Source organism: Rhizobacter sp. P1_G5 (genome assembly GCF_056405435.1).
This window is the reverse complement of the sequence record NZ_JBFUCB010000021.1, coordinates 1-23,723: the sequence shown is the minus strand read 5'-3', so window position 1 is coordinate 23,723 and position 23,723 is coordinate 1. Positions and strand designations below refer to the sequence as shown.

Genomic DNA, 23,723 nt, shown 5'->3' with positions numbered 1-23,723 from the left:
CGCCTCCGCCGTGCGCGACGCGGCACCGGTGGCGGCACGGCCCGCCGCGCCGCCGCCTGCGGTGGAGCCCGAACCGACGGCGCCGCAGCCGCTTCCGCTGCCCTTGCCGTTGCCCCCCGTCGCGCCGCCGGTGGCGATGCCGGTCCCGGTGGAGCCGCCACCACCCCCCGCGCCGCTGCCGGTCCCGCGCCCCGAGCCGGTTGTCGAGGTGCCGCCGCCCGTCCCGGTGCCGGCCTCGCCTCCGGTGCCCGTTCCGGCGCCGGTACCTGCCCCCGCACCCGCACCGCTGCCCGAGCCCGTGCTTGCACCCCAGCCTGTGGCGCCCCCCGCCGCGCGGCGCGCCAGCCCCGGTACCGCCGTCGAGCCCGCCACCGCCCCGTCACCGGTCGGCCCCACCACCGGCCCTGTCGTCGGCCCCGGCGGCGAGACCGGCCACGACAACGCCGCCACGCCGCCCGGTGCCCCCGGCGAACCGAAGCTGAACCTCAACCTGCCGAGCCTGCGCAGCCGCGGCAGCAGCGCCGGCGGCATGTCGCCCGGCGTGCTGCCGCTGTTGCCGCCGCCGCCCGAGCGCAAGGCCAAGATCACCGAGGAGCTCGACAAGGCCGGTCGCACCGATTGCCGCACCGCCTACAGCGGCATGGGCCTGCTGGCGGCCGTGCCGCTGGCGGTCGATGCGGTCAAGGGCAGCGGGTGCAAGTGGTAGGTCGCCTCAACGCGCCGGCGCCGCCGCATGCGCCTTGCGCAGGCTCTCCATCCACGCCGTCCAGTCGACCGGCCCGGCGGCGTGGCGCTTCTGCAGGTTCTCCAGCACGCGGCCCCACGCCCGGTCGAAGTAGGCGTAGGTCTTGTCCCATTCGCCGCCGTCGCCCCAGCCGACGTGGTGCAGCGTCACGCGCGTGCTGTTGTCATCGACCGGCGCGAAGCGCACGACGACGAAGGTGCGCTGCCGGCGCGCCTCGGGCAGCGAGGGCGGTGCGTTCCAGTCGAAACTGATCATCTGCATCGGCTGCAGCGCCATGAAGTGCATGTCGTCGGCGCCCTTCATGCCGGGCTCGGCCAGCGGATCCATGTGGATGTGGAAGGCCCCGCCGACGCGCGCATCGACCTCGGCCTCGGGCGCGAAGAAGCCCTCGATGCCCGCCTTCGTGGTCCAGCTCTGCCAGACGGCGGCCAGCGGCGCAGCCACCACCGCTTCCTTGTCGATCGAACGCTCGAGCGCGGCGGCGCCGTCGGCCAGCGCCGCGAGCAGCAGCGCGCACGAGACCCCGAGGGCGATGAATCGCATGGCGTTCCCCATCGAATTGGCGGCGCCAGACACTACCATCGCGGGCATGTCCGCTCAAGCGCCTTCCCCAGCGCCCACCTCCCCCGGCCCGCTCGCCGGCCTCAAGGTGCTCGAACTCGGCCAGCTGATCGCCGGCCCGTTCGCCGCCAAGACCCTGGCCGACTTCGGCGCCGACGTGATCAAGGTCGAGCCGCCCGGCAGCGGCGACCCGCTGCGCCAGTGGCGCCTGATGCACGCGGGCACCAGTGTCTGGTGGGAGGTGCAGTCGCGCAACAAGCGCAGCCTGGCGCTCGACCTGAAGCAGCCCGAGGCGCGTGACATCGTGCGCCGGCTCGCCGCCGAGTGCGACGTGCTGGTCGAGAACTTCAAGCCCGGCGTGATGGAGGCCTGGGAGCTCGGCTACGAATGCCTGTCGGCCGCCAACCCGGGCCTCGTGATGCTKCGCATCAGCGGCTACGGCCAGACCGGGCCCTATAAAGACCGGCCGGGCTTCGGCGTCGTCGCCGAGGCGATGGGCGGCCTGCGCCACCTGACGGCCGAGCCGGGCCGCGTGCCGGTGCGCGTGGGCGTCAGCATCGGCGACACGCTCGCGTCGCTGCACGGCGTGATCGGCATCCTGATGGCGCTGCAGCACCGGCACGCGACGGTGTCGGCCGAGGCACCGAAGGGGCGCGGGCAGGTCATCGACGTGGCCCTCTACGAAGCCGTCTTCAACTGCATGGAAAGCCTGCTGCCCGAGTACAGCGCCTTCGGCACCGTGCGAGAGCCCGCTGGCTCGGCGTTGCCCGGCATCGCGCCGAGCAACGCCTACGCCTGCCGCGACGGCTGGGTGCTGGTGGCCGGCAACGGCGACAGCATCTTCAAGCGCCTGATGGCGGCGATCGGGCGCGACGACCTCGGCGCCGACCCGGCGCTGGCCGGCAACGCCGGGCGCGTCGCGCGGGTCGCCGAGATCGACGCGGCGATCGGCGATTGGGCCGCGTCGCGCGGCGTCGCCGAGGTGCTGGACGCGCTGAACGCCGCCCACGTGCCGGCCGGGCGCCTCTACACCGCGCGCGACATCGCCGACGATCCGCACTACCGCGCGCGCGGCATGCTGCAGCGCATCACCAGCGCGCAGGGCCTGTCGCTCGAGACCCCGGGCATCGTGCCGAAGCTGAGCGCGACGCCCGGCTCGATCCGCCGCCGCGCGCCGACCCTCGGCGAGGACAGCGAGGCCGTGCTGCGCGAGATCGGCGTGACGCCCGGGCAACTGGCGGCGCTGCGCGAACGCGGCGTGCTTTGAGACGATGTAGACCGGAGCGACCCGCATGCAAGAGCGCCCCCACCGCAGCCCCGTCGTGCTGGTCCTGGCCTACCTGGCGGCGGGCACGGCCTGGGTGCTGCTGTCCGAGCATGCGGCGCTCGCGCTGACCAGCGACCCGCGCCAGCTGACGCTGGTGCACACGATCCAGGGCCTGCTGTTCGTCGCGATGACGGGCTGCCTGCTGATCCTGCTGCTGCGCTCGCTGACCACGCGCGCCAGCACCGAAGACACCGTGCTGCACGAGATCGCCGTCAGCTACGAGCAGATGTTCCACGCCAATCCGCAGCCGATGTGGATCTACGACGCGCTGTCGCTGCGCTTCCTGGATGTGAACGGCGCGGCGATCGCGCAGTACGGCTGGTCGCGCGAGGAATTCCTGCAGATGACGCTGGCCGACCTGCGCCCGCCGGAGGACATTCCGGCGATGGAGGCGCAGGTGCGTGCGGTGCGCGGGCCCGACGCGCCCGGCGTCACGTCTTCGGGCCCATGGCGCCACCGCCGCAAGGATGGCAGCGAGCTGCTCGCACGCACCAGCGCGCACGGCCTGCAGTTCGGCGACCGCAGCGCCCGGCTGTGCGTGGTGACCGACGTGACGGCGCAACAGGCGCTCGCCGCCGAACGCGAGCAGATGATCACCGAGCTGCGGCATTCGCGCGAATGGCTGGACGCCGCGATCAACGGCGGCCGCATCGGCCTGTGGGCGCGCGACCTGCGCAGCGACATGCTGACGCTCGGCGGGCGCTGGGCCGACCTGATCGGCACGACCCCCGACGATTTCAACTCGCGCTTCGGCGAAGTCGCCACCGACAGCTTCGCGAAGCTGTGCCATCCGGACGACCTGCCGGGCGCGAGCGAGCGCTTCCGCGCCTTCCTGCGCGACCAGCGCGAACCCTATGCCGACGAGTACCGGCTGCGCCACGCCGACGGCCGCTGGGTGTGGGTGCTCAGCCGCGGGCACGTCGCCGAGCGCGATGCCGACGGCCGCATCCTGCGCATGGTCGGCAGCTTCGCCGACATCACCGATGTGAAGGCGGCCCAGGCGGCCCGCGAGCAGCAGCACGCGGCCGAGCAGGCCAACGCGATGAAATCGCAGTTCCTCGCCCGCGTGAGCCACGAGCTGCGCACGCCGCTCAACGCGGTGCTGGGTTTCTCGCAGCTGCTGCGGCTGGACACCGCCGCGCCGCTGCAGGCGCAGCAGCTGGAGCGGGTCGAGCACATCGAGCGGGCCGGCCAGCACCTGCTGCGCCTGATCACCGACCTGATGGACCTGAGCAAGGTCGAGGTCGGTGCGATGGACATGCACAGCGTGCCGCTCGACCTGCAGGCGCTGGCCGACGAGGCGCTCGCGATGGTGGCCGGCGACGCCGCGCAGCGCCGCATGCACATCGAGCGCGCATTCGAGGCCGGCCTGCCGCCTGCGCTGGCCGACCCGCTGCGCCTGAAGCAGTCGCTGCTGAACCTGCTGTCGAACGCGATCAAGTACGGTGCCCCCGAGGGAGTCGTGCGGGTCACGCTGCACCGCGCCGAGGCAGGCGCACTGCAATTGGCCGTCTGGAACAGCGGGCCCGGGCTCAGCGACGCTCAACTCGCGCGGCTGTACGAGCCGTTCAACCGCCTCGGGCGCGACGCCGGTGCTGAAACCGGCAGCGGCATCGGCCTGGCGATCACCCGCCAGCTCGTCGAGAGCATGGGCGGCCGCATCGAGGCCCGCAGCCAGCAAGGCGCCTGGGCCGAGTTCACGCTCACACTGCGCAGCGCACCGCCACCCGCGACGGGTTGAGCGCCCGGCCACGAATATGTCGTGGCCCACCACTTGCTTTGCCTTTTTTCACACAGGTGTCACGAATGCATACCCGTTCGTGACGCGTTGAGCAGTTGCGGTTTCCCCGGGATCACAAGCGGGCCCGCACTGAGCACGATGGAGGCAGAGGCATGGGGGAGGCGGATGGTCCGACCCTGCGCACATGGCGGCAGCGGAGGGATCCTTTCGCTGCCTTTCTTTTGGCGCCAGAGATCCTGGCACTTGATCGAGGGATGCGAATGTTTCGCTTGAAGTACATCAGCGCCACCGTCATGGCGCTGTGCGCCGCCGGTGCCACGCCGGCCTGGGCCCAATCCGACACCCCGGCCCCGGACACCACGGGCGCAGCCCAGAAGTCGCTGCAGCGGGTCGAGGTCACCGGCTCGCGCATCAAGCGCATCGATGCCGAGACCGCTTCGCCGGTGCAGGTGATCACGCGCGAGCAGATCGACCGCTCCGGCGCGCAATCGGTCACCGAGCTGCTGAACCGCCTGCCGGCCAGCAATGCCGGCAACTTCAATGCGAATGCGGTGGCAAGCTACACGCCCGGTGCCGGCGGCGTCTCGCTGCGCGGGCTGGGTGCGCAGGCCACGCTGGTGCTGATCAACGGCCGCCGCATGGCGCCGTACGGCTTCGCCTCGGGCGGCCAGCAGTCGTTCTTCGACATCAACTCGATCCCGCTCGACGTGGTCGAGCGCATGGAGGTGCTGCTGGACGGCGCGTCGGCCATCTACGGCTCCGACGCGATCGCCGGCGTCATCAACGTGATCCTGCGCAAGAACTACAACGGCCTGTCGCTGTCGGGCTCGGGCTCGCAGTCGGGCTACCACGATGGTGCGGCGGGCAAGTTCAGCACCACCTGGGGCAAGGGCGATCTCGAGAACGACAAGTACAACTTCTTCCTGAACTACTCGCACGAGCAGCAGAACTCGGTGAAGGCCTCGCAGCGGCCGATGACCTCGACCGCGGACTTCCGCCGTTTCGGGCTGACCGACCTGCGCTCGAGCTACGGCTACCCGGGCAACCTCTACAACCCCACCACCGGAGCGTTCATCGGGCCGATGCCGGGCTGCACGCCGCTGAACGAGCCGGGCGCCGCCGCCAATGGCCGCTGCTACTACCAGGGTACCGACCACCAGGACCTGGTGCCGGAAACCAAGCAGGATGCGCTGTTCGGCGCCGCCACGCTGGACCTCGGCAGCGGCTTCGAGCTGTTCGGCGACGCGCTGTTCGTGCGCAACAAGTACAAGGGCGAGTCGCCTTCGTACAACACCGCCACCTACCAGTCGACCGGCACGCTGCCCAACATCTTCATCACGCTGCCGGCCAACCATCCGCAGAACACCACCGGCGCCGACGTGGGGCTGCGCTACCGCTTCATGGACGTGCTGCACACCACCGAGGTGACGGCGGACACCACCCGCCTGGTGCTCGGCGGGCGCGGCACCCTGGGCGGCTGGGATGCCGAGAGCGCGCTGATGTACTCCGGCACGCGTGCGCGCGTCTGGACGCGCGGCCTGCTCAATGACTCGGTGCTGATCGGCGGCGACGTGCTCGATGCCAACGGCGTCGCCAACCCGAACTTCATCTTCGGCAACCCGGGTGCCAACGACCCGGCGCTGATGGCGGCCCTCTACCCGACGCTGCGCGACACGGGCAAGACCAGCACCACGTCGATCGACCTGCGCGGCTCGCGCGAGCTGATGAAGCTGCCGGCTGGCGGGCTGAGCCTGGCGCTCGGCGTCGAGCTGCGGCGCGAGTCGTTCAAGAGCACGCCGGACACGCTGACCGCGACCGACCAGATCAGCGTGCTCGGGGCCGCCTCGTCCGACGGCTCGCGCAACGTCAGCGCGATCTACGCCGAACTGTCGGTCCCGATCACCAAGACGATCGAGGCGTCGCTCGCGACCCGCACCGACCACTACAGCGACTTCGGCAGCGCCACGGTGCCGAAGGCCGGCCTGAAGTGGAAGGTACTGCCGAACCTGGCACTGCGCGCCACCTACGCCGAGGGCTTCCGGGCCCCATCGCTGACCGAGACGACGCAGTCGCCGGTCAAGGGCTTCTACTCCGGCATCCGCGACCCGAAGCTGTGCCCGGATCCGAACGATCCCAACCCGAACCCCAACTGCGACCTGTCGCTCGAGGCGATCTCGGGTTCCAATCCGAACCTGAAGCCCGAGAAGTCGAAGAGCTTCACGGCCGGCCTGGTGTTCGAGCCGACCGAGAACGTCTCGCTGTCGTTCGATGCCTACAAGATCAAACGCCGTGACGAGATCTCGTCGATCGACCCGGACTACCTGCTGGCCAACGAGGCGAACTACCCGGGCTACGTGATTCGCAACGCGGCCGGCGAGATCGACAGCCTGAACCTGCAATACACCAACCTCGGCTCGACCCGGATCTGGGGCTACGACATCGAGTTGCGGGCGCGCCAGGACCTCGGCTCGGCGGGCCGCGTCGGCCTCACCGTCGTCTACAACAAGATGCCGCGCTACATGGTCGCGAACGTCAAGGACGCACCGGAAGTCGACTACGCCGGTACCTACAACCAGCCGAAGGAGCGCTTCAAGGCCAGTATCGACTGGGACATCGGCGACTGGTCGACGACGCTGAGCGGCAACTACACCGGCAGCTTCCTGCGCGCGTACACGCCGGCCGACCTGACTTGCTCGTACGCCAGCAGTGGGCATCCGGAACTGTGCCGCGTGAAGGCCTGGTCCACCGCCGACCTGTACGTGGCCTACAAGGGCGTCAAGAACCTGACGCTGAGCGTGAACGTCGACAACATCGAGAACCGCGAACCGCCGATCGACGAGCGCCTGGTCACCCGCTACATCGCCTACAACCCGGGCTATCACAGCCAGATGGGCCGCAAGATCACGCTGGCGGGCAAGTACACGTTCTGGTGATGCACGGCGGCATGGGCCGCCACTGCATTCACGAACGACAAGGGGGACCCGCGAGGGTCCCCTTTTTTCATGGGGCGTCGAGACTTTTTGCCGATTCGATCTCGGCTCGTCTTCGATCGAACCGTTGGCCGCCACTGACAAGATCGGTGAGCGTCAAGTTCTGGCAATCGGATTCGTACAGCAGGCAGAGCCGCCGCCGATCGTTGCTGTAGTTGACGTCCGCTGACAGAGCCTTCAGCAGAAGCCCGACGAATGCTTTTGCTTCAAGGCCGCTCGATCGATACGAAGTGATGTAGTAGACAAGACCACAGTCGTAGGGTTCGCGATAGAAAACCGTGCGATCCGTGAGCTTCTCCAGCCAGGAGGTCTCGGCGTTGTGCTTCGCGCACGCCTGCAAGGCAGTCCGGATCATGCCGTCCTGCCGGCGGGCGTCGATGAGGCCGGACTCGCGAAGCACGAACAGCTTCAGGAACTCCGCGCTGCCTTCCGTCAAATACCTCCCATGCGGATTCTCGAACAGCGATGGGTGCTGCACCTTGTGCGCCAACTCATGCGCGTAGGTGCCTGAGAAGACCCCGGCAATGTCTGGCGGCAACGGATTCGGATTGTCATAAGTGATGCGAATGATGTTGAGCGCATCGCCGCCATAGCCGAAGTACTTCCCCTGGTTGTGGACCAATGCCACCACGGCGCTCGTGGATTGGACCGCTTCAACGGCGAGGTTTTTCAAGTAGTAGTCTGAGATCGCGGGGAAGGCGCGTTTCAACTGGCGCAAGGCCGGCCCGGGAATGTCGCGGTCGAAGTACATGGCATCGGAGATGTCGGCATCCGGTTCATTGGTGAAGAACACGGACCTGTAGAAGACATCGCGCCCAGGGATCCGGAGCATTCCGCTGTGCAGCTTGCCGTCCCACAGGATCTTCTTGCCCTCGATCTCGAAGGTCACTTCTCCGCAGGAGTCCCCGGGATGAAAGTAGGGAAGGTGCAGGTAGATCCCACCACCCAGCCTCGCCGCGACCAGGTACTTGCCCAGTTCCTTTTCGGAATTGAGTTTCCTGAAGAAGACTCGATCCGATGCCTTGCGAAAGCCTGGTGAATCGCTGTACGCATCGGCTGGGAAGCCGGACGTGCAACCCTCGCTCCCGGCGGTGGCCACCACTTTCACATCCTCGGACGACTCCGACAGGCGTACCACCATGGCGGCATTCGCGTACCCCGTGACGAGGGTGAGAAGAAAACAGGTCAGTCCATGTTTCAAGCAGCCTCCTCCCGCTTCAAGTCGCGGAACGCCGCGAACAGCCACGATCGCATGCCGACCACCAGCGTGTAGGCGCGCCGCTGGTCGGCCGGCAGCTTCTGGTCGGCCAGGTGTTGCTGCGCGAAATCCTGCCCGACGCGCTGCAGCCGCTCGACGAAGCTCGCCGCCAGGCTGGTGCCGATCTGGCCGTGCACCAGCATCAGCATCTCGCCGTCGCCGTCGAAGCCGCTGTTGAAGTAGTCGTCGGCCACGTGCTCGCGGAAGAACGCCATCACCGGGCCGTTCGGCCGCCAGCGGAAGGTCTTCGCCACCTGCAGCCGATAGCGGTTCATCGGCCGCAGCTCGATGATGCCCAGCCGGTCCAGCTGCACCAGGTAGCGCACGCAGTCGGCCTCGCTGAAGGTGTAGGTGCCGATCATCTGCTCGTACGTCCACTGGCTCATGCAGCAGATCGCCAGCAGCAGCAGGCGCCGGTCGGCCACCACCGCCTTCTCCTGCTCGAGCGTCAGCTCGCGGCGCAGCGGCTGCGCATCGGCGATCTGGCGCGCCAGCTCGGCGAAATCCATCTTCAGCACGCGCAGCACGTCGTCGATGCGCGACAGCGGCATGTCGCCTTTCGCGAAGACGCGCTTGATGCTCGACTCCGACATGCCGAGGTGCCCGGCCAGCTCGGCATAGGTGACGTTGGCGGCCTTGAGTTCGGCCTTCAAGGCAGTGACGAGGTCTTGGGTGGTGCTCATGTGAACGCGCGGTGGACGAGCGAAGGGCGAGCGGGAGTATCGCAAAGCGATACCGGTCGCGGCCGCCCTCGCCACTCGGCCGCGCCCCCTCTTCGGGGTGATGGCCGCCGCGGGAGGCGGCAGCAACACTGCGCCGCATGTTCAACCGTTGCGAGACATGATGCACGCTTCGCCCGTCCACGAGCCGAGATCCGCCGCTCCCGCAGCTATATTGCCGCCAGCAGCGCAGACCGCTGACACCAGGAGACAACCCGACATGACGGTCACCGCCTCCGCTGCAGCGCCCGCCGCAGCGTTCCAGCTCACGCCACCCGAAGCCATCGTCGCGATCCAGCCCGCAGCCGCCACCGAAGCGGTGCCGCTCACGGCGGCGCTGCGCGGCGAGGTCGAAGACCAGGTGCGGCGCTTCGTCGATGCGCTGCTCACCGAAGACCTGCACGGCGAGGCCTTCAAGGCCAAGCTCGACGCGGCGTTCCGCCTCGGCCGCGAAGAGGTCTCGGTCTCGGCCAACCTGATGCAGGGCCGCTTCATGGACCGCAACTTCGTGGGCATGGAAGACTCGCCGGCCTTCCAGGCGCTGCAGGGCATGCGCGGCCACCTCGACGAACTGAACCCCGGCCGCGAGGGCGACCTGTTCCAGCCGCGCAAGCTGCTCGGCTTCATCCCCTACGGCAACCGGCTGCAGGCCTACTTCCGCAAGTACCAGACGGCGAGCAGCCAGCTGCAGAAGACGATGCAGCAGCTGCACACGGCGCGCGACGACATGCAGCGCGACGTCGTCGAGATCGAGTCCGTGCGCACCAAGCTGTGGGAGGCGATGGAGAAGCTGCGCGCCGCGATCCACTTCGCCGAGACGCTGGACAGCCGCCTGGCCGAGAAGGTGCAGGCGCTGAAGGCCACCGACCCGCAGCGCGCCCAGGCGCTCGAGCAGGAGGTGCTGTTCTACGCCCGTCAGAACCTGCTGGACATGCAGACGCAGCAGGCGGTGTGCGTGAACGGCTACCTGTCGCTCGACGTGCTCAAGCGCACCGGCCGCGAGATGATCACCGGCTGCACCCGCGTGGCCACCACCGGCATGTCGGCGCTGGCGGTCGCGCAGACCGTGGCGCGCGCTACCGGCAACCAGATCCAGGTGATGAACATGCTGAGCGGCGTGTCGCAGTCGATCGAAGGCCTGATCGCCGAGACCGGCCGCCAGCTCAACACCCACGTGGAGCGCACCACCGAGTTCGCGTCCAACCCGCTGCTGGGCGTCGAGAAGCTCAAGGAGATGTTCGACCAGACCTTCAAGGCGATGGACGCGATGGACGACTTCCGCAGCAAGGCCATCGAGGTCATGGGGCAGAACAACGCCGTCATCAAGGAACAGATCGCGCGCGCCGGCAACTATGTCGACCGCGTGCGCCAGGAGCGCATCCGCGAGGCGGGTACCGGCATCTCCGGGCCGGTCGCGCTGTGACCGCCCGCCACTGACTACAACCGAGGGAAGAGGACATCATGAAGGAAAGAATCGTCTACCAGCGCGACACCAATGGCTGGGTCGTGCAGGTGTGGGTGTCGTTCGCGCTGGCGCTGGCGGCCTGCGCCGTCGGCGTGCTGCGGCTGCCGAGCCAGGAGCTGGACCGCGCGTTCCTCGCGATCGGCTTCTTCTTCTGCCTGTTCGCGTCGTTCGCGGTCGCGAAGACGCTGCGCGACAACCGCGACGGGCAGGTGGACACCTTCGGCTGGATCGCCACCGTGTGGATCGGCTTCGGCGCGGCAGTGACGCTCACCGGCTGGGGCCTGTGGCGCATGAGCATCGTCGAGTGGCAGAAGGGCTACATGCTGGTCTCGTGGCTGTTCCTGGTGTCGACCACGTTCACGCTGGCGAAGACCATCCGCGACAAGCACGATGCGACGCTGTCGGCGGTGCAGTCGGAACAGCACACCCGCCCGGGCGCCTGATCGCCTTCACGCCCCCACACCCTCACCCCTTGCGCCGTGCCTCCAGAAATGCACCCTGCAGCGCCAGTGCCTCCGAGGACGCCTGCGCCAGCAGCTTCTCGCGATCGGCCAGCTCCTGCGCCAGCCCGTCGAGCTGCGCGCCCAGGGCCTGTGCCGGCGTGCGGCCGTCGGCGAGCCGCACTGCGGGCCGCTGGGCGGCGGGGATCTCGAGGTAGCGCTGGAGCGAATCCGGCACATAGCGGCGCAGCAGCTCCCCGATGAACAAGGAATCTTCCGTGCGCCACGGCGGGCCCGGCGGGCGGCCCCGCAGCTGCGGGGCCATGCGGCCCAGCGTGGCAGCGAGCCGCGTGAGCGACTCCACGGCGGCATCGGGCAACTCGGGGGCGCAGCGCTCGACCACGGCGTCCAGCCGCGCGGCATCACCCTCGTCGAGCACGGCCAGGCCGAGCGTGTCGGCGACGGGCGGCCGCATCGCGCGCCGCCCCAGCCATGTACCGGCCGACGCGGCGACCGCGCCGCTGGCGGCCAGCATCCAGCTCGCCTGCAGCCAGCCGAGGAACACTCCGACCCCACCCACGCAGCCGAGCAGCGCGGCCGCCGCGATCGGCACCATCGCAGTGGGTCGTCCCGGGCGCTGCGCCCTGATGCGGGCCGCGAAGCCCGGTTGCGCCACCAGGCGCTGCTGCTGCCGCAGCCGCGGGTTCAGCACGGCCGGCGGGGCCTGTTTCGGAAGCGGCTTGCGGCGAAGGACGGGGCGTGGAATGGGCATGCGGTGCGGCGGAGAACGATCGCCGCATCTTAGATCCGCCGCCTTGCCGCTACATTGCCCCACGAACCGCCCTGCCTGAGGAGGCAACCTTGTCGTCCACCGAACACCCGAATCAATTCGCCCTGCTGCGCCAGCGGCGCTTCGCCCCCTTCTTCTGGACGCAGTTCCTCGGCGCCGGCAACGACAACCTGTTCAAGTTCGCCTTCACGGTGCTGGTCACCTACAAGGTGCAGGTGTCGTGGCTGTCGCCGCAGCTCGCGGGCCTGGTGATCGGCGCGCTGTTCATCCTGCCGTTCCTGCTGTTCTCGGCCACCAGCGGGCAGCTGACCGACAAGTACGACAAGACGCGCGTGATCCAGCTCGTCAAGTCGCTCGAGATCGCGATCATGCTGCTGGCCGCCTGGGGCTTCTGGGTCACCAACGTGCCGGTGCTGCTGGCCTGCGTGTTCCTGATGGGGTTGCACTCCACGCTGTTCGGCCCGGTGAAGTTCGCCTACCTGCCGCAGCACCTGGGCGAGCGCGAGCTGACCGGCGGCAACGRCATGGTCGAGATGGGCACCTTCGTCGCGATCCTGCTCGGCCAGGTGGCCGGCGGGCTGCTGGTGGGCATCCCCGAGGTCGGGCGCCACTACGTCGCGATCGGCTGCATCGCGGTCGCGCTGCTCGGCCGGCTGACCGCGCAGTACGTGCCGCCGTCGCCGTCCACCGACCCGGCGCTGAAGATCAACTGGAACCCGGTCACCGAGACCTGGCGCAACCTCAAGCTCGCGCACGAGAACGTCGCGGTGTTCCGCTCGCTGCTGGGCATCTCGTGGATGTGGTTCTTCGGCGCGGTGTTCCTGTCGCTGTTCCCGGCCTTCGCGAAGGAGGTGCTGCACGGCGACGAGCAGGTCGCCTCGCTGCTGCTGGTGGTGTTCTCGATCGGCATCGGCACCGGCTCGCTGCTGTGCGAGGTGCTGTCGCGCCGGCACGTCGAGATCGGCCTGGTGCCGCTGGGCGCGATCGGCATGAGCATCTTCGCGATCGACCTGTTCTTCGCGTCGCGCGGGCTGCCGCCGTCGGCGCAGCTGTCGCTCGCGGGCTTCGTCGCGGTCGGCGCGCACTGGCGGGTGATGGCCGACCTCGCGCTGCTGAGCCTGTTCGCGGGCCTCTACAGCGTGCCGATGTACGCGATGATCCAGCTGCGTTCGCAGCCCAGCCACCGCGCCCGCATCATCGCGGCCAACAACATCCTGAACGCGCTGTTCATGATCGTCAGTGCGGTGCTGGTCGGCGTGCTGCTGAAGGCGGGGCTGACGATCCCGCAGGTGTTCCTGGTGGTCGGCGTGCTGAACGCGATCGTCGCGTTCTACATCTTCCTGGTGGTGCCGGAGTACCTGCTGCGCTTCATCGCGCTGATCGCGACGCGCTGCATCTACCGCTTCAAGGTGCGCGGCGACGAGCACATCCCGCTGAAGGGCGCGGCGATCCTGGTGTGCAACCACGTCAGCTTYGTCGACSCGGTGCTGCTGATGGCSGCCAGCCCGCGSCCSATCKMCTTYRTSATGGACCACCGCATCTTCAARMTGCCGGTGCTGGGCTGGATGTTCAAGCTCGCGAAGGCGATCCCGATCGCGCCGCAGCGCGACGACGCCAAGGTCTACGAGCAGGCCTTCGAGCGCGCCCGCGCGGTGCTGGCCGACGGCGAGCTGGTGTGCATCTTCCCGGAAGGCGCCATCACCAAGGATGGCCAGCTCGGCGAGTTCAAGGGCGGCGTGATGAAGCTGCTGGAGACGAACCCGGTGCCGGTGATCCCGCTCGCGCTGCAGAACCTGTGGGGCTCGTTCTTCTCGCGGGTGGAGCAGGGCGGCGCGATGGTCAAGCCGTTCCGGCGCGGCATGTTCACACGGGTCGGCATGGTGGCGGGCGTGCCGCTGGCGCCCGGCGAGGTGACGCCGGACGGGCTGCGCACGCGGGTCGGGGAATTGTTGGCAAGTTAGCGCGGCGTGGGCACGCCGATTGCCCTTCAGGGCTTGCATCCATCCAGCTCGACCCATACCTACAAGCCGCCATGAACCTTCCGAACCTGCCCTTCCTCAGCCGCCGCAACGACGGGGACTTCCAATCGGTGTGGCCCTCGCTGCAGCGTGCCCGGCACTGCATGGTGACGACGCGCCTGGCCAGCGGCGCGCCGCACGCGGCCCAGGTGCGCATCTCGATGACCTCCGGCGACGGCCCGCCGCACGTCTGGCTGATGGTGCCGCGTGACAGCCGCGTCGCGCTCGACGTCGAGATCGATCCGGACGTGACGCTGTCGTTCGTCGACCCGCGCACCCGGCAACTCGTGCATCTGACAGGCGAAGTCGCGCTGGTCGAGGCGCATCACGACCCGGTGTACCTGCACCCGAGCGTGCGCCAGGAGCCGCAGCTGGCCGTCGTCGAGGGCGAGCAGGATTTCGTGATGCTGCGGGTCGACATCCCGAGCGACCAGCAGCCGCGCACGCAGGTGACCGACACGCGCACGGTCGACTTCAGCGCGTCGCGGCCGCACTGGCCGCGGTCCGTTCCGTCGGCCTGATCCGCCGGACTGGAACGCGGCTCAGCGCCCCGCGACGATCGCCCGCGAGAAGGTCTTGCGCACCGTCGTCAGGTGACGGCGCATCGCCTGCCGCGCCGCCGCCGGGTCGTGTGCCGCGATGGCCTCCAGCACGCGCCGGTGGTCGTCGACCGCCGCGGTGTGCAGCCCCGGCGTCGTGAACAGCGTCTCCATCCGGTCCTGCATCGGCGTGTAGCGCTGGTCCCACAGCGTCGTCACGATGAACAGCAGCGCCGCGTTGCCGCTGGCGCGCGCGATGCCGATGTGGAAAGCCCGGTCGCCATCGTGCAGCAACGGGTTGCGGGCATGGTCCTGCACCATCTGGTCCAGGCTGCGCTGCAGGCCTTGCAGATCCTGCTCGGTCGCGTGGCGCGCCGCGAGGGCCGCGGTCTCGGTCTCGACGACCAGCCGCGCCTCCAGCAGCTCCAGCGGGCCGACCGGCGGCTCGTCCGCCGAGGCTGACGCCGCCCGTGGCGACGACGCATCCAGCACCTGCACGCCGGCCCCGACCCGCACCGACACCCGTCCCTGCACCTCCAGCGCGATCAGCGCCTCGCGCACCGAGGCCCGGCTGACGCCCAGTTGATCCGCCAGCTCGCGCTCCGGCGGCAGGTAGCTGCCGACGCCGAAGCGCCCGCTGTCCATCGACTCGCGCAGCACGCCGGCGATGTGCTGGTACAGGCGCTTGGTCTCGATCGGCGGCAGTCGCTGGTGGCTCATCGGTCGATTTTCCCATCAGGGTCAACCCGGTTGCCGCGGATCGCGGGCGATCGCAACAATGGTCTATTGGTCTGACCTTTATACCTTTTCGGGGCAACCCCAGGAAGCCGGAATGACCCCTGCCACCGATCCACGCCTGCTGCTGCTGAACCCCGCCGACAACTGCCTGGTGGCCTGCCGCGCGCTGGCCGCCGGCGCGACGCTGTTGATCGACGGCGAGCCGGTGATGCTGCCGCGGCCGGTGGCGATGGCGCACAAGCTGGYGCGGCAGGCGCTGGCGGTGGGCGACAAGGTGCTGCGCTACGGCGCGGTGATCGGCAGTGTGCAGCGGCCGATCGCGCGCGGCGAGCACATCCACACCGACAACCTCGCGAGCGACTACCTGCCCACCTACACGCTGCAAGACGGCTCGAAATATGCGAAATGACTCCCCCCCGGAAGCGCTTCGCGCCTCCCCCCCTGGGGGGCGCCCCCAGTGGCCCGGCGAAGCCGGTTCCACGGGGTCCGCTGGATCATCGGACCTCCGCGGCTATGCGCGCGCCGACGGCCGCAAGGGCATCCGCAACATCGTCGCGGTCGCCTACCTGGTCGAGTGCGCGCACTTCGTCGCGCACGAGGTGACGCAGTCGTTCCRCGGCGCGCCGGTGCACCTGGTCGGCTTCCCCGGCTGCTACCCGAACGCCTATGCCGACAAGATGATGCGCCGGCTGCTGACGCACCCGAACGTCGGCGCGGTGCTGCTGGTCTCGCTCGGCTGCGAGAGCTTCGACAAGCGCGGGCTCGAGGCCGAGGTCGCCGCGAGCGGCCGGCCGGTGCACACGCTGACGATCCAGGAGCATGGCGGCACGCGCAAGACGCTGGCCGAGGGCGTCGAGTGGGTGCGCTGGGCGCTGGCCGAGCTCGACACGCAGCCGCGCGTGCCGATGCGCTGGGACGAACTCGTCGTCGCGACCGTCTGCGGCGGCAGCGACGGCACCAGCGGCATCACCGCGAACCCGGCGGTCGGCCGTGCGTTCGACACGCTGATCGCACGCGGTGCCGCCTGCATCTTCGAGGAGACCGGCGAGCTGGTCGGCTGCGAGTTCCACATGCAGCGGCGCGCCGCGACCCCGGAGCTCGGCGACGAGATCGTGCGCTGCGTCGCGAAGGCGGCGCGCTACTACGAGACGCTCGGCCACGGCAGCTTCGCGCCCGGCAATGCCGACGGCGGGCTGACGACGCAGGAGGAGAAATCGCTCGGCGCCTACGCGAAGAGCGGCGATTCGCCGATCAGCGGCCTGATCAAGCCCGGCGACATCCCGCCCACCGGCGGCCTGTACCTGCTCGACGTGGTGCCCGACGGCGAGGTGCGCTTCGGCTTCCCGAACATCTCCGACAACGCCGAGATCGTCGAGCTGATCGCCTGCGGCGCGCACCTGACGCTGTTCACGACCGGCCGCGGCTCGGTGGTCGGTTCGGCGATCTCGCCGGTGATCAAGGTGTGCGCGAACCCGGACACCTACGACCAGCTCGCCGACGACATGGACGTGAACGCCGGCCGCATCCTGCGCGGCGACGCGACGCTCGACGAGGTGGGCGCCGAGATCGTCGCGCTGGTGCAGGACGTCGGCCACGGCCGCGAGACCGCCAGCGAATCGCTGGGCCACCGCGAGTTCATCCTCACCTACAAGGCCTTCGAGCCGATCGGGCCGAGCTGCCTGCCGGTCTCCCTGCCGATCCGCACGATGCCTTCCATGCAAAAGGCCACGCCATGACCACACTCCCGACCCGCATGCTGCCGCGCACCCGCCATGCGCTGACCGCGCTCGGCATGGGCGGTGCGCCGCTCGGCAACATGTACGACGTGATCTCTGAGGATGCGTCGCGCGCCACCTTCGACGCCGCGTGGGCGGCCGGCATCCGCTTCTTCGACACCGCGCCGTTCTACGGCTACACGCTGTCGGAGCGGCGTTTCGGCGAGGCGCTGCGCGCGCATCCACGCGACCAGTGGGTGCTGAGCACCAAGGTCGGCCGCTTGCTGAAACCGCTCTCCCCGCTGGCCGTGCCGCGCGCCCTGCCCGCCGGCGAGACCGCGTGGCAGAACCCGCTGCCGTTCGAGGTGCACTACGACTACACCGCCGCCGCGATCCGTCGCTCGGTCGAGGACAGCCTGCAGCGCCTCGGCACGAACCGCATCGACATCGCGCTGGTGCACGACATCGGCCGCGTGACGCACGGCGATCGCCACGAGTTCCACTGGCGGCAGCTCACCAGCGGCGGCGGCCTGCGCGAGATGGAGGCGCTGCGCCGCGAGGGCCTGGTGGGCGCGATCGGGCTGGGCGTCAACGAATGGGAGATCGTGCGCGACACGATGGAGCACGTCGACCTCGACTGCACGCTGCTCGCCGGCCGCTACACGCTGCTGGAGCAGCAGGCGCTGGACCCGTTCCTCGCGCGCTGCGTCGAGCGCGGCGTCGGCATCATCGTCGGCGGGCCGTTCAACTCCGGCATCCTCGCGGCCGGCCTGCGCCGCCCGAGCAGCACGCTGAAGTTCAACTACGCGACCGCGCCGGCCGAGGTGGTCGCGCGGGTCGCGCGACTGCAGGCGGTGTGCGACGGCTTCGAGGTGCCGCTGGCGGCAGCGGCGTTGCAGTTTCCGCTCGGCCATCCGGCCGTGGTGTCGTGCGTGCCGGGGCCGCGCAACGCGGACGAGCTGCAAGGCATCGTGCGCTGGATGACGCAGCCGATTCCCGCGGCGCTGTGGAGCACGCTGCGCGAGCAGGGGCTGATCGATGCCGATGCGCCGGTGCCGGGGGAGAAACGATGACGGCCACCTGGCGCATCGACGCGCATCAGCATTTCTGGTCGCTCGCGCGCGGCGACTACGGGTGGCTCACACCGGACCTGGCCCCGCTGTACCGCGATTTCGGTCCGACCGACCTGCAGCCCTTGCTGGCTGCAAACAACGTGCGCGGCACGGTGCTCGTGCAGGCCGCGCCCACGCTTGCCGAGACGCAGTGGCTGCTGCGACTGGCCGCCCAGCACGACCTGGTGCGCGGCGTGGTCGGCTGGGTCGACCTGGCGGCGCCCGGTGCCGTCGACACGCTCGCCTCGCTGGCCGCGAACCCGCTGCTGAAGAGCGTGCGGCCGATGCTGCAGGACCTGCCGGACCCGGCCTGGATCGCCACCGCGCCGATCGCGCCGGCGGTGCGTGCGCTGGTGCAGCACGGCCTGCGCTTCGACGCGCTGGTGAAGCCGCCGCACCTGCCGCACCTGCTGGCCTTCGCCGAGCGCCATCCTGCCCTGCCGATCGTGATCGACCACGCGGCCAAGCCCGACATCGCGCACGGCGGCTTCGCGGCCTGGCGGCGCGACCTCGCCGCGCTGGCGCGCCTGCCGGCCGTGCATTGCAAGCTGAGCGGCCTCGCGACCGAAGCCGGTCCCGGCTGGAGCGTCGCGACGCTGCGTCCGTATGCCGAGACCGTGCTGGAGCTGTTCGGCCCGCAGCGCGTGATCTGGGGGAGCGACTGGCCGGTGCTGCAGCTGGYCGGCGACTACGCCGGCTGGGTGCTGGCCTGCGAGCAGCTGCTGGCGCCGCTCGACGCCGCCGATCGCCACGCGGTGTGGGCCGGCAATGCCGAGCGCTTCTACCGCCTGGACGGAGTGACCCCGCTGTGAACCACAACAAGGATGGAGACACCATGAACCGCAGATCGATTCCCCTCCGGGCCACGCTGGCCTGCGCTGCCGCCGTGATCGGCATGCTCGGCACGCAAGGGCAGGCGCAGGCCCAGACCAAGGCCTACGCCGGCGTCACGCTGAACGTGATGACCTTCACCGGCCCGCAGATCGCCGAGCCGCTGCAGCGCCGCGGCAAGGAGTTCGAGGCCGCCACCGGTGCCAAGGTCAACGTGATCACGGTGCCGTACTCGGACCTGTACCAGAAGCTGCTGACCGACTGGTCGACCGGCACCAACTCGATCGATGCCGCGATCCTCGCGCCGCAGTGGATGCCGGACTACGTCAGCTTCCTCGAGGACCTGAGCCCGCGCGTGAAGGCCGATGCCAAGCTGCGCGAGGACGACGTGGCCCCGTTCTTCCGCGAGTTCTCGCAGAAGTACGGCGGCAAGACCTACACCGTGACGCTGGACGGCGACTTCCACATCGCCTACTACCGCAGCGACGTGCTGGCCAAGCTCGGCAAGAAGCCGCCGCAGACCTGGGACGAGTACCTGGACATCGCGAAGGCCGCGCACGGCAAGGACTTCGGCGACGGCAAGCCGGTCGTCGGCTCGTGCATCGCGAAGAAGCGCAACGCGCAGTCGTTCTGGATGATCACCTCGGTGGCCGGCGCCTTCCTGCAGGCCAAGGGCACCAGCGAGGGCGCGTTCTTCGACCCGGCGACGATGAAGCCGCTGGTCAACAACGATGCCTTCGCGCGGGCGCTCGAGATCTACAAGGAGACCGGCAAGTACGGCCCGCCGAACGAGATCAACATGGATGTGGGCGACACCCGAACGCTGTTCGTCAGCGGCGGCTGCGCGCTGACCGTCGACTGGGGCGACATCGGCCCGCTGGCGGTCGACCCGAAGGCCTCGAAGGTGGTCGACAAGGTCGGCGCGCTGATGCTGCCGGGGACCACGAAGGTGCTAGACCGTGCGAGCGGCAAGCTGGTGGCCTGCGACGCGACGCGCTGCCCGCATGCGGTGAACGGCGTGAACCGCGCGCCGTTCGCGGCCTTCGGTGGCTGGTCGGGGGCCATCAACGCGAAGGCCAAGCCGCAGGCCAAGGACGCGGCCTATGCGCTCTTCTCGTACATGTCGCAGCCGGAGCAGTCGAATGCCGACGTGACGGTCGGTGCGACCGGCTTCAACCCGTACCGGCAGAGCCAGTTCAAGGACATGGGACCGTGGAAGAAGGCCGGCATGTCGGACAAGGCGGCCAAGGACTACCTGACCGCGATCCAGGATTCGCTGAACTCGCCGAACATGGTGCTGGACCTGCGCATCCCGTTCAACCAGCGCTACCAGCAGGTGGCGCTGGACACCGCGATGGCGCGCTTCCTGGCCGGCGAGCTGGACGTGAAGGGCACGATGAAGAACATCGAGGACACGTGGAATGAGCTGAACGACGAGCTGGGCAAGGCGAAGCAGCAGGCCGCATACAAAGCGAGCATCGGCGCCAAGTGACGAAGGCGCAGTTCAGCGATTGGCTGGACCGGCAGGCGGGGACGGTCTTCATCGCGCCGGCCGTCACCGTCGTCCTGCTGTTCTCGATCTTCCCGCTGCTGGCGTCGGCCTGGCTCTCGCTGACGCGCTTCTCGCTGCGGGCCGGCGGCTACGAGCTGAGCTTCGTCGGCGCGCTGAACTACCGCAAGCTGATCGCCGGCTCGCAGCAGTTCCACCTGCTGGGCACGGCGGGCGAGCTGTCGGCGGCGACCTGGGTCGCGCTCGCCGCCGCGTTCGCGCTGCTCGCGTGGGCGCTGCTGCGCAGCCTGCGGCAGCGGCAGGCGTATGGGCTGGCTGTGCCGCGCGCGCCGCATGCGGCGGCAGCCGTGATGACGCTGGCCTGCACGCTGGCAGCCACGCTGCTGTCACCGCTCGGCCCGTTCGCGCCAGCGGCGCAGGCCGCGCGCGACGCGGCCGACCTGCCGTGGTTCGCGTGGCTGCTGTTCGCGCTGGCGGGCTTCGTCGTCGCGGCCGTCGCCGCCCGTGTGCTCGGCGCACGGGCCAGCCTCAGTGGACTGGTCGGCCGCCAGCTTGCCGGCAGCGTCTGGGGGCTGATGGCGCTGGTCGCCGCCGGCACCGCGGGCGGCCAGCAGGGCTCGCTGCTGACGACGCTGTTCTACGTGATCGGTGGTGTCGCGCTGCAGTTCGCACTCGGCCTGGGCCTGGCGCTGCTGTGCGCGCAGCCGATCCGCGGGCGCAACCTGTTCCGGCTGTCGTTCTTCCTGCCGCTGATGGTGACGCCGGTCGGCATCGCCTACATGTTCCGCATGCTGGCCGACATGGGCGTCGGCCCGTTCGCGCCCATCGCCCGCGCTCTCGGCCTCGGTGCCATGACCTGGGCGCAGAACGCCTGGTCGGCGCGCTGGGTGGTGCTGGTGGGCGACACCTGGCAATGGGTGCCGTTCATCTTCATCGTGCTGCTGGCCGCGATCGAAGGGCAACCGCGCGACCAGCTCGAGGCCGCGCAGCTCGACGGTGCGCCGTCGTGGCGCATCTTCCGCGACATCACCTGGCCGGCCATCGCGCCGACTGCGGCGGCCGTCGTGCTGATCCGCGTGATCGAGGCCTTCAAGATCGTCGACCTGCCGAACGTGCTGACCAACGGCGGGCCCGGCATCGCGACCGAGAGCATGACGCTGCATGCCTTCATCGACTGGCGCTCGCTGAACCTGGGCGGCTCGGCGGCGGTGGCCTACCTGCTGCTGTTCGTCTCGACGCTGATGGCGGTGAGCTTCTTCCACTTCGTCGTGCGGCCGGCGCGCGCGGGGCAAGGCGCATGAAGGGCCTCGTTGCCGCGTGGTGCGTGCCGCAGCGCCCCGGCGAACTCGCGCCGCTGCCGCGCGTGCTGGTGTACGGCGCGCTGCTCGCGTGGACCTTCGTCGTGTTCTTCCCGCTGTACTGGGTGCTGGTCACCTCGTTCAAGGAGCCGCTGCAGGTGTCCGACGGGCCGGTGTTCCTGCCCTTCGTCGATTTCCAGCCCTCGCTGCACGCGTGGAAGTACATCCTCGTCGAGACCGGGCGCGACACGCTGCGGCCGTACCTGAACTCGATGCTGATCGCGAGCCTGTCGACGCTGCTGGCGGTCGCGATCGGCTCGATGGCGGCGTATGCGCTGACGCGCATCACGTACCGGCCGAGCGTCGCCGCGGTGCTGCTGTTCATCGCGAGCGTCGCGGCGGTGGTCGCGCTCGTGCTCGGCGCCGGGCTGTCGCTCGGCTGGGCGCTGCYGGTGGCGGTGATGCTGTTCGTGCTCGGGCTGCGGCCCTTGCAGCGGCGCATCACCGCGCGGCTCGGCAACGACGACATCCTGTTCTGGATGATCTCGCAGCGCATCCTGCCGCCGGTGGTGTCGGCGATCCCGATCTACGTGATGTTCCAGCAGGTGCACCTGCTCGACACGCAGTTCGCGCTGATCGTGACCTACATGACCGCGAACCTGCCGATCGTCGTCTGGCTGATGGTCGACTTCTTCGACGGCATCCCGCGCGAGCTGGAAGAAAGCGCGGCGCTCGATGGGGCCTCGCGCTACCGCATCCTGTTCGACCTGATGCTGCCGCTGGCGCGGCCGGGGCTGGTCGCGACGACGCTGCTGGTGCTGATCCTGAGCTGGAACGAGTACCTGCTGGCGCTGTTCCTGTCGACCGCGAATGCGCAGACCATGCCGCTGCTGGTGGCGGCGCAGAACGCGACACGCGGGCCGCAGTGGTGGACGATGAGCGTGCTGATCCTGCTGATGATCGTGCCGGTGGTCGTGATGACCCTGTTCCTGCAGAAGTTCATTGCCCGTGGCCTGCTGACCGGCGCGGTGAAAGGCTGATTTGACGATGCTGCCTCCCACGACGACCGCGCATTCGGTCACCTTCGACCACCTCGGCAAGCGCTTCGGCGCGGTCGAGGTGCTGCGCGACTTCAACCTGCAGGTGCAGCCTGGCGAGTTCCTGGTGCTGCTCGGCGAATCGGGCTCGGGCAAGAGCACCGCGCTGCGCGTGTTCGCCGGGCTCGAGACAGCGAGCGCCGGGCGCATCCTGATCGGCGAGCGCGACGTGACGAACGTGCTGCCGAAGAACCGCGACATCGCGATGGTGTTCCAGAGTTATGCGCTGTACCCGCACAAGACGGTGGCCGAGAACGTGGCCTACCCGCTGGACGTGCGCGGCGTGCCGAAGCCGCAGCAGCACGAGCAGGTGCTGGCGGTGGCGAAGCAGGTGCAGCTCGATGGGCTGCTCGACCGCTACCCGCGGCAGCTCTCGGGCGGGCAGCGGCAGCGCGTGGCGCTGGCGCGCGCGATGGTGCGGCGGCCGTCGGTGTTCCTGATGGACGAGCCGCTGTCGAACCTGGACGCGAAGCTGCGCGGGCACATGCGCGCGGAGCTGAAGCACCTGCAGCAGCAGCTGGGCATCACGACGCTGTACGTGACGCACGACCAGGTGGAGGCGATGACGCTGGCGCACCGCGTCGCGCTGCTCGACAAGGGCGTGCTGCAGCAGCTGGACACGCCGGCGCGCATCTACAACGACCCGGCCAACCTGTTCGTCGCCGGCTTCATCGGGGCGCCGCCGATGAACTTCCTGCGCGGCGCGCTGTCGGGCGGGTGGCTGGAGGGCGAGGGGCTGCGCGCGCCGAYGCCGGTGACGGCGAGCCTGGCCGAGGCGGTGCTCGGCATCCGGCCGGAAGACTGCCGGATCGCCGAGCAGGGCGCGCTG

Annotated in this window: 20 protein-coding genes and 1 pseudogene; 16 read left to right on the top strand and 5 right to left on the bottom strand. The window is 69.5% G+C overall.

Annotated features, from left to right (window positions below; all coding sequences use genetic code 11):
- A pseudogene (locus AC1D12_RS03120) lies at nt 1-706 on the top strand (hypothetical protein); the annotation flags it as partial.
- Nucleotides 707-712: 6 nt separating this feature from the next.
- Here AC1D12_RS03120 and AC1D12_RS03115 read toward each other — a convergent pair.
- On the bottom strand, nt 713-1,288 hold the full coding sequence (locus AC1D12_RS03115) for an SRPBCC family protein (protein WP_477824933.1): 576 nt from the start codon (nt 1,286-1,288) through the stop codon (nt 713-715).
- A gap of 46 nt (nt 1,289-1,334) precedes the next feature.
- Here AC1D12_RS03115 and AC1D12_RS03110 point away from each other — a divergent pair, with 46 nt between their 5' ends.
- From AC1D12_RS03110 to AC1D12_RS03100, 3 genes are all read left to right on the top strand, one after another.
- Entirely contained in the window at nt 1,335-2,573 is a 1,239-nt protein-coding gene (locus AC1D12_RS03110; RefSeq protein ID WP_477838816.1) for a CaiB/BaiF CoA transferase family protein, read from the top strand.
- Between the two features lie 25 nt (nt 2,574-2,598).
- Nucleotides 2,599-4,374, top strand: coding sequence for a sensor histidine kinase (locus AC1D12_RS03105; protein ID WP_465110205.1), 1,776 nt, complete (start codon nt 2,599-2,601; stop codon nt 4,372-4,374).
- A 260-nt stretch (nt 4,375-4,634) separates the two neighbouring features.
- Entirely contained in the window at nt 4,635-7,307 is a 2,673-nt protein-coding gene (locus tag AC1D12_RS03100) for a TonB-dependent receptor plug domain-containing protein (protein WP_477838815.1), read from the top strand.
- Between the two features lie 67 nt (nt 7,308-7,374).
- Here the strand turns inward: AC1D12_RS03100 and AC1D12_RS03095 are convergent, their stop codons facing one another.
- Nucleotides 7,375-8,565, bottom strand: a complete 1,191-nt coding sequence (locus AC1D12_RS03095) for a hypothetical protein (RefSeq protein ID WP_477838813.1) — start codon at nt 8,563-8,565, stop codon at nt 7,375-7,377.
- A complete protein-coding gene (locus AC1D12_RS03090) occupies nt 8,562-9,305 on the bottom strand; it encodes a helix-turn-helix domain-containing protein (RefSeq protein WP_477838811.1) in 744 nt (247 codons plus the stop codon). The genes AC1D12_RS03095 and AC1D12_RS03090 overlap by 4 nt, the downstream gene beginning before the upstream one ends.
- A gap of 256 nt (nt 9,306-9,561) precedes the next feature.
- Here AC1D12_RS03090 and AC1D12_RS03085 point away from each other — a divergent pair, with 256 nt between their 5' ends.
- Complete coding sequence (locus tag AC1D12_RS03085; protein WP_477838809.1) at nt 9,562-10,764, top strand: toxic anion resistance protein; 1,203 nt, start codon at nt 9,562-9,564, stop codon at nt 10,762-10,764.
- A 38-nt stretch (nt 10,765-10,802) separates the two neighbouring features.
- Nucleotides 10,803-11,249 (top strand): YiaA/YiaB family inner membrane protein, encoded by a 447-nt coding sequence (locus tag AC1D12_RS03080; protein ID WP_477838807.1) that lies wholly within the window; start codon nt 10,803-10,805, stop codon nt 11,247-11,249.
- Between the two features lie 22 nt (nt 11,250-11,271).
- Here the strand turns inward: AC1D12_RS03080 and AC1D12_RS03075 are convergent, their stop codons facing one another.
- Nucleotides 11,272-12,018 (bottom strand): hypothetical protein, encoded by a 747-nt coding sequence (locus AC1D12_RS03075; protein ID WP_477838805.1) that lies wholly within the window; start codon nt 12,016-12,018, stop codon nt 11,272-11,274.
- An 89-nt stretch (nt 12,019-12,107) separates the two neighbouring features.
- Here AC1D12_RS03075 and AC1D12_RS03070 point away from each other — a divergent pair, with 89 nt between their 5' ends.
- Nucleotides 12,108-13,997 (top strand): MFS transporter, encoded by a 1,890-nt coding sequence (locus tag AC1D12_RS03070; protein ID WP_477838803.1) that lies wholly within the window; start codon nt 12,108-12,110, stop codon nt 13,995-13,997.
- 71 nt (nt 13,998-14,068) lie between these two features.
- Nucleotides 14,069-14,575 carry a pyridoxamine 5'-phosphate oxidase family protein gene (locus AC1D12_RS03065; RefSeq protein ID WP_047508539.1) on the top strand — a complete coding sequence of 169 codons (507 nt, stop codon included), beginning with the start codon at nt 14,069-14,071 and terminating at the stop codon, nt 14,573-14,575.
- Nucleotides 14,576-14,596: 21 nt separating this feature from the next.
- Here the strand turns inward: AC1D12_RS03065 and AC1D12_RS03060 are convergent, their stop codons facing one another.
- Complete coding sequence (locus tag AC1D12_RS03060) at nt 14,597-15,313, bottom strand: FadR/GntR family transcriptional regulator (protein ID WP_465110212.1); 717 nt, start codon at nt 15,311-15,313, stop codon at nt 14,597-14,599.
- A 112-nt stretch (nt 15,314-15,425) separates the two neighbouring features.
- Here AC1D12_RS03060 and AC1D12_RS03055 point away from each other — a divergent pair, with 112 nt between their 5' ends.
- The 8 genes from AC1D12_RS03055 to AC1D12_RS03020 form a co-directional block, all read left to right on the top strand.
- A complete protein-coding gene (locus tag AC1D12_RS03055) occupies nt 15,426-15,740 on the top strand; it encodes a UxaA family hydrolase (RefSeq protein WP_477838801.1) in 315 nt (104 codons plus the stop codon).
- On the top strand, nt 15,730-17,067 hold the full coding sequence (locus tag AC1D12_RS03050; protein ID WP_477838799.1) for a UxaA family hydrolase: 1,338 nt from the start codon (nt 15,730-15,732) through the stop codon (nt 17,065-17,067). Before AC1D12_RS03055 ends, AC1D12_RS03050 begins: the two co-directional genes overlap by 11 nt.
- On the top strand, nt 17,064-18,119 hold the full coding sequence (locus tag AC1D12_RS03045) for an aldo/keto reductase (protein ID WP_477824926.1): 1,056 nt from the start codon (nt 17,064-17,066) through the stop codon (nt 18,117-18,119). Before AC1D12_RS03050 ends, AC1D12_RS03045 begins: the two co-directional genes overlap by 4 nt.
- Nucleotides 18,116-18,970, top strand: a complete 855-nt coding sequence (locus AC1D12_RS03040; RefSeq protein ID WP_477838797.1) for an amidohydrolase family protein — start codon at nt 18,116-18,118, stop codon at nt 18,968-18,970. The genes AC1D12_RS03045 and AC1D12_RS03040 overlap by 4 nt, the downstream gene beginning before the upstream one ends.
- Nucleotides 18,971-18,993: 23 nt before the next feature.
- Nucleotides 18,994-20,481, top strand: a complete 1,488-nt coding sequence (locus tag AC1D12_RS03035; RefSeq protein ID WP_477824925.1) for an ABC transporter substrate-binding protein — start codon at nt 18,994-18,996, stop codon at nt 20,479-20,481.
- On the top strand, nt 20,478-21,800 hold the full coding sequence (locus tag AC1D12_RS03030) for a carbohydrate ABC transporter permease (RefSeq protein WP_477838795.1): 1,323 nt from the start codon (nt 20,478-20,480) through the stop codon (nt 21,798-21,800). The genes AC1D12_RS03035 and AC1D12_RS03030 overlap by 4 nt, the downstream gene beginning before the upstream one ends.
- On the top strand, nt 21,797-22,837 hold the full coding sequence (locus AC1D12_RS03025) for a carbohydrate ABC transporter permease (RefSeq protein ID WP_477838793.1): 1,041 nt from the start codon (nt 21,797-21,799) through the stop codon (nt 22,835-22,837). The genes AC1D12_RS03030 and AC1D12_RS03025 overlap by 4 nt, the downstream gene beginning before the upstream one ends.
- 7 nt (nt 22,838-22,844) lie before the next feature.
- Nucleotides 22,845-23,723 (top strand): ABC transporter ATP-binding protein (locus AC1D12_RS03020; RefSeq protein WP_477838791.1); only part of this gene is annotated, 879 nt, incomplete at its 3' end.

Excerpts from the sequence above, each read along its gene's own strand:
- AC1D12_RS03115 (WP_477824933.1), bottom strand. The coding sequence starts at position 1,288 with ATGCGATTCATCGCCCTCGGGGTCTCGTGCGCGCTGCTGCTCGCGGCG.
- AC1D12_RS03105 (WP_465110205.1), top strand. The coding sequence starts at position 2,599 with ATGCAAGAGCGCCCCCACCGCAGCCCCGTCGTGCTGGTCCTGGCCTAC.
- AC1D12_RS03100 (WP_477838815.1), top strand. The coding sequence starts at position 4,635 with ATGTTTCGCTTGAAGTACATCAGCGCCACCGTCATGGCGCTGTGCGCC.
- AC1D12_RS03090 (WP_477838811.1), bottom strand. The coding sequence starts at position 9,305 with ATGAGCACCACCCAAGACCTCGTCACTGCCTTGAAGGCCGAACTCAAG.
- AC1D12_RS03085 (WP_477838809.1), top strand. The coding sequence starts at position 9,562 with ATGACGGTCACCGCCTCCGCTGCAGCGCCCGCCGCAGCGTTCCAGCTC.
- AC1D12_RS03080 (WP_477838807.1), top strand. The coding sequence starts at position 10,803 with ATGAAGGAAAGAATCGTCTACCAGCGCGACACCAATGGCTGGGTCGTG.
- AC1D12_RS03075 (WP_477838805.1), bottom strand. The coding sequence starts at position 12,018 with ATGCCCATTCCACGCCCCGTCCTTCGCCGCAAGCCGCTTCCGAAACAG.
- AC1D12_RS03065 (WP_047508539.1), top strand. The coding sequence starts at position 14,069 with ATGAACCTTCCGAACCTGCCCTTCCTCAGCCGCCGCAACGACGGGGAC.
- AC1D12_RS03060 (WP_465110212.1), bottom strand. The coding sequence starts at position 15,313 with ATGAGCCACCAGCGACTGCCGCCGATCGAGACCAAGCGCCTGTACCAG.
- AC1D12_RS03045 (WP_477824926.1), top strand. The coding sequence starts at position 17,064 with ATGACCACACTCCCGACCCGCATGCTGCCGCGCACCCGCCATGCGCTG.
- AC1D12_RS03035 (WP_477824925.1), top strand. The coding sequence starts at position 18,994 with ATGAACCGCAGATCGATTCCCCTCCGGGCCACGCTGGCCTGCGCTGCC.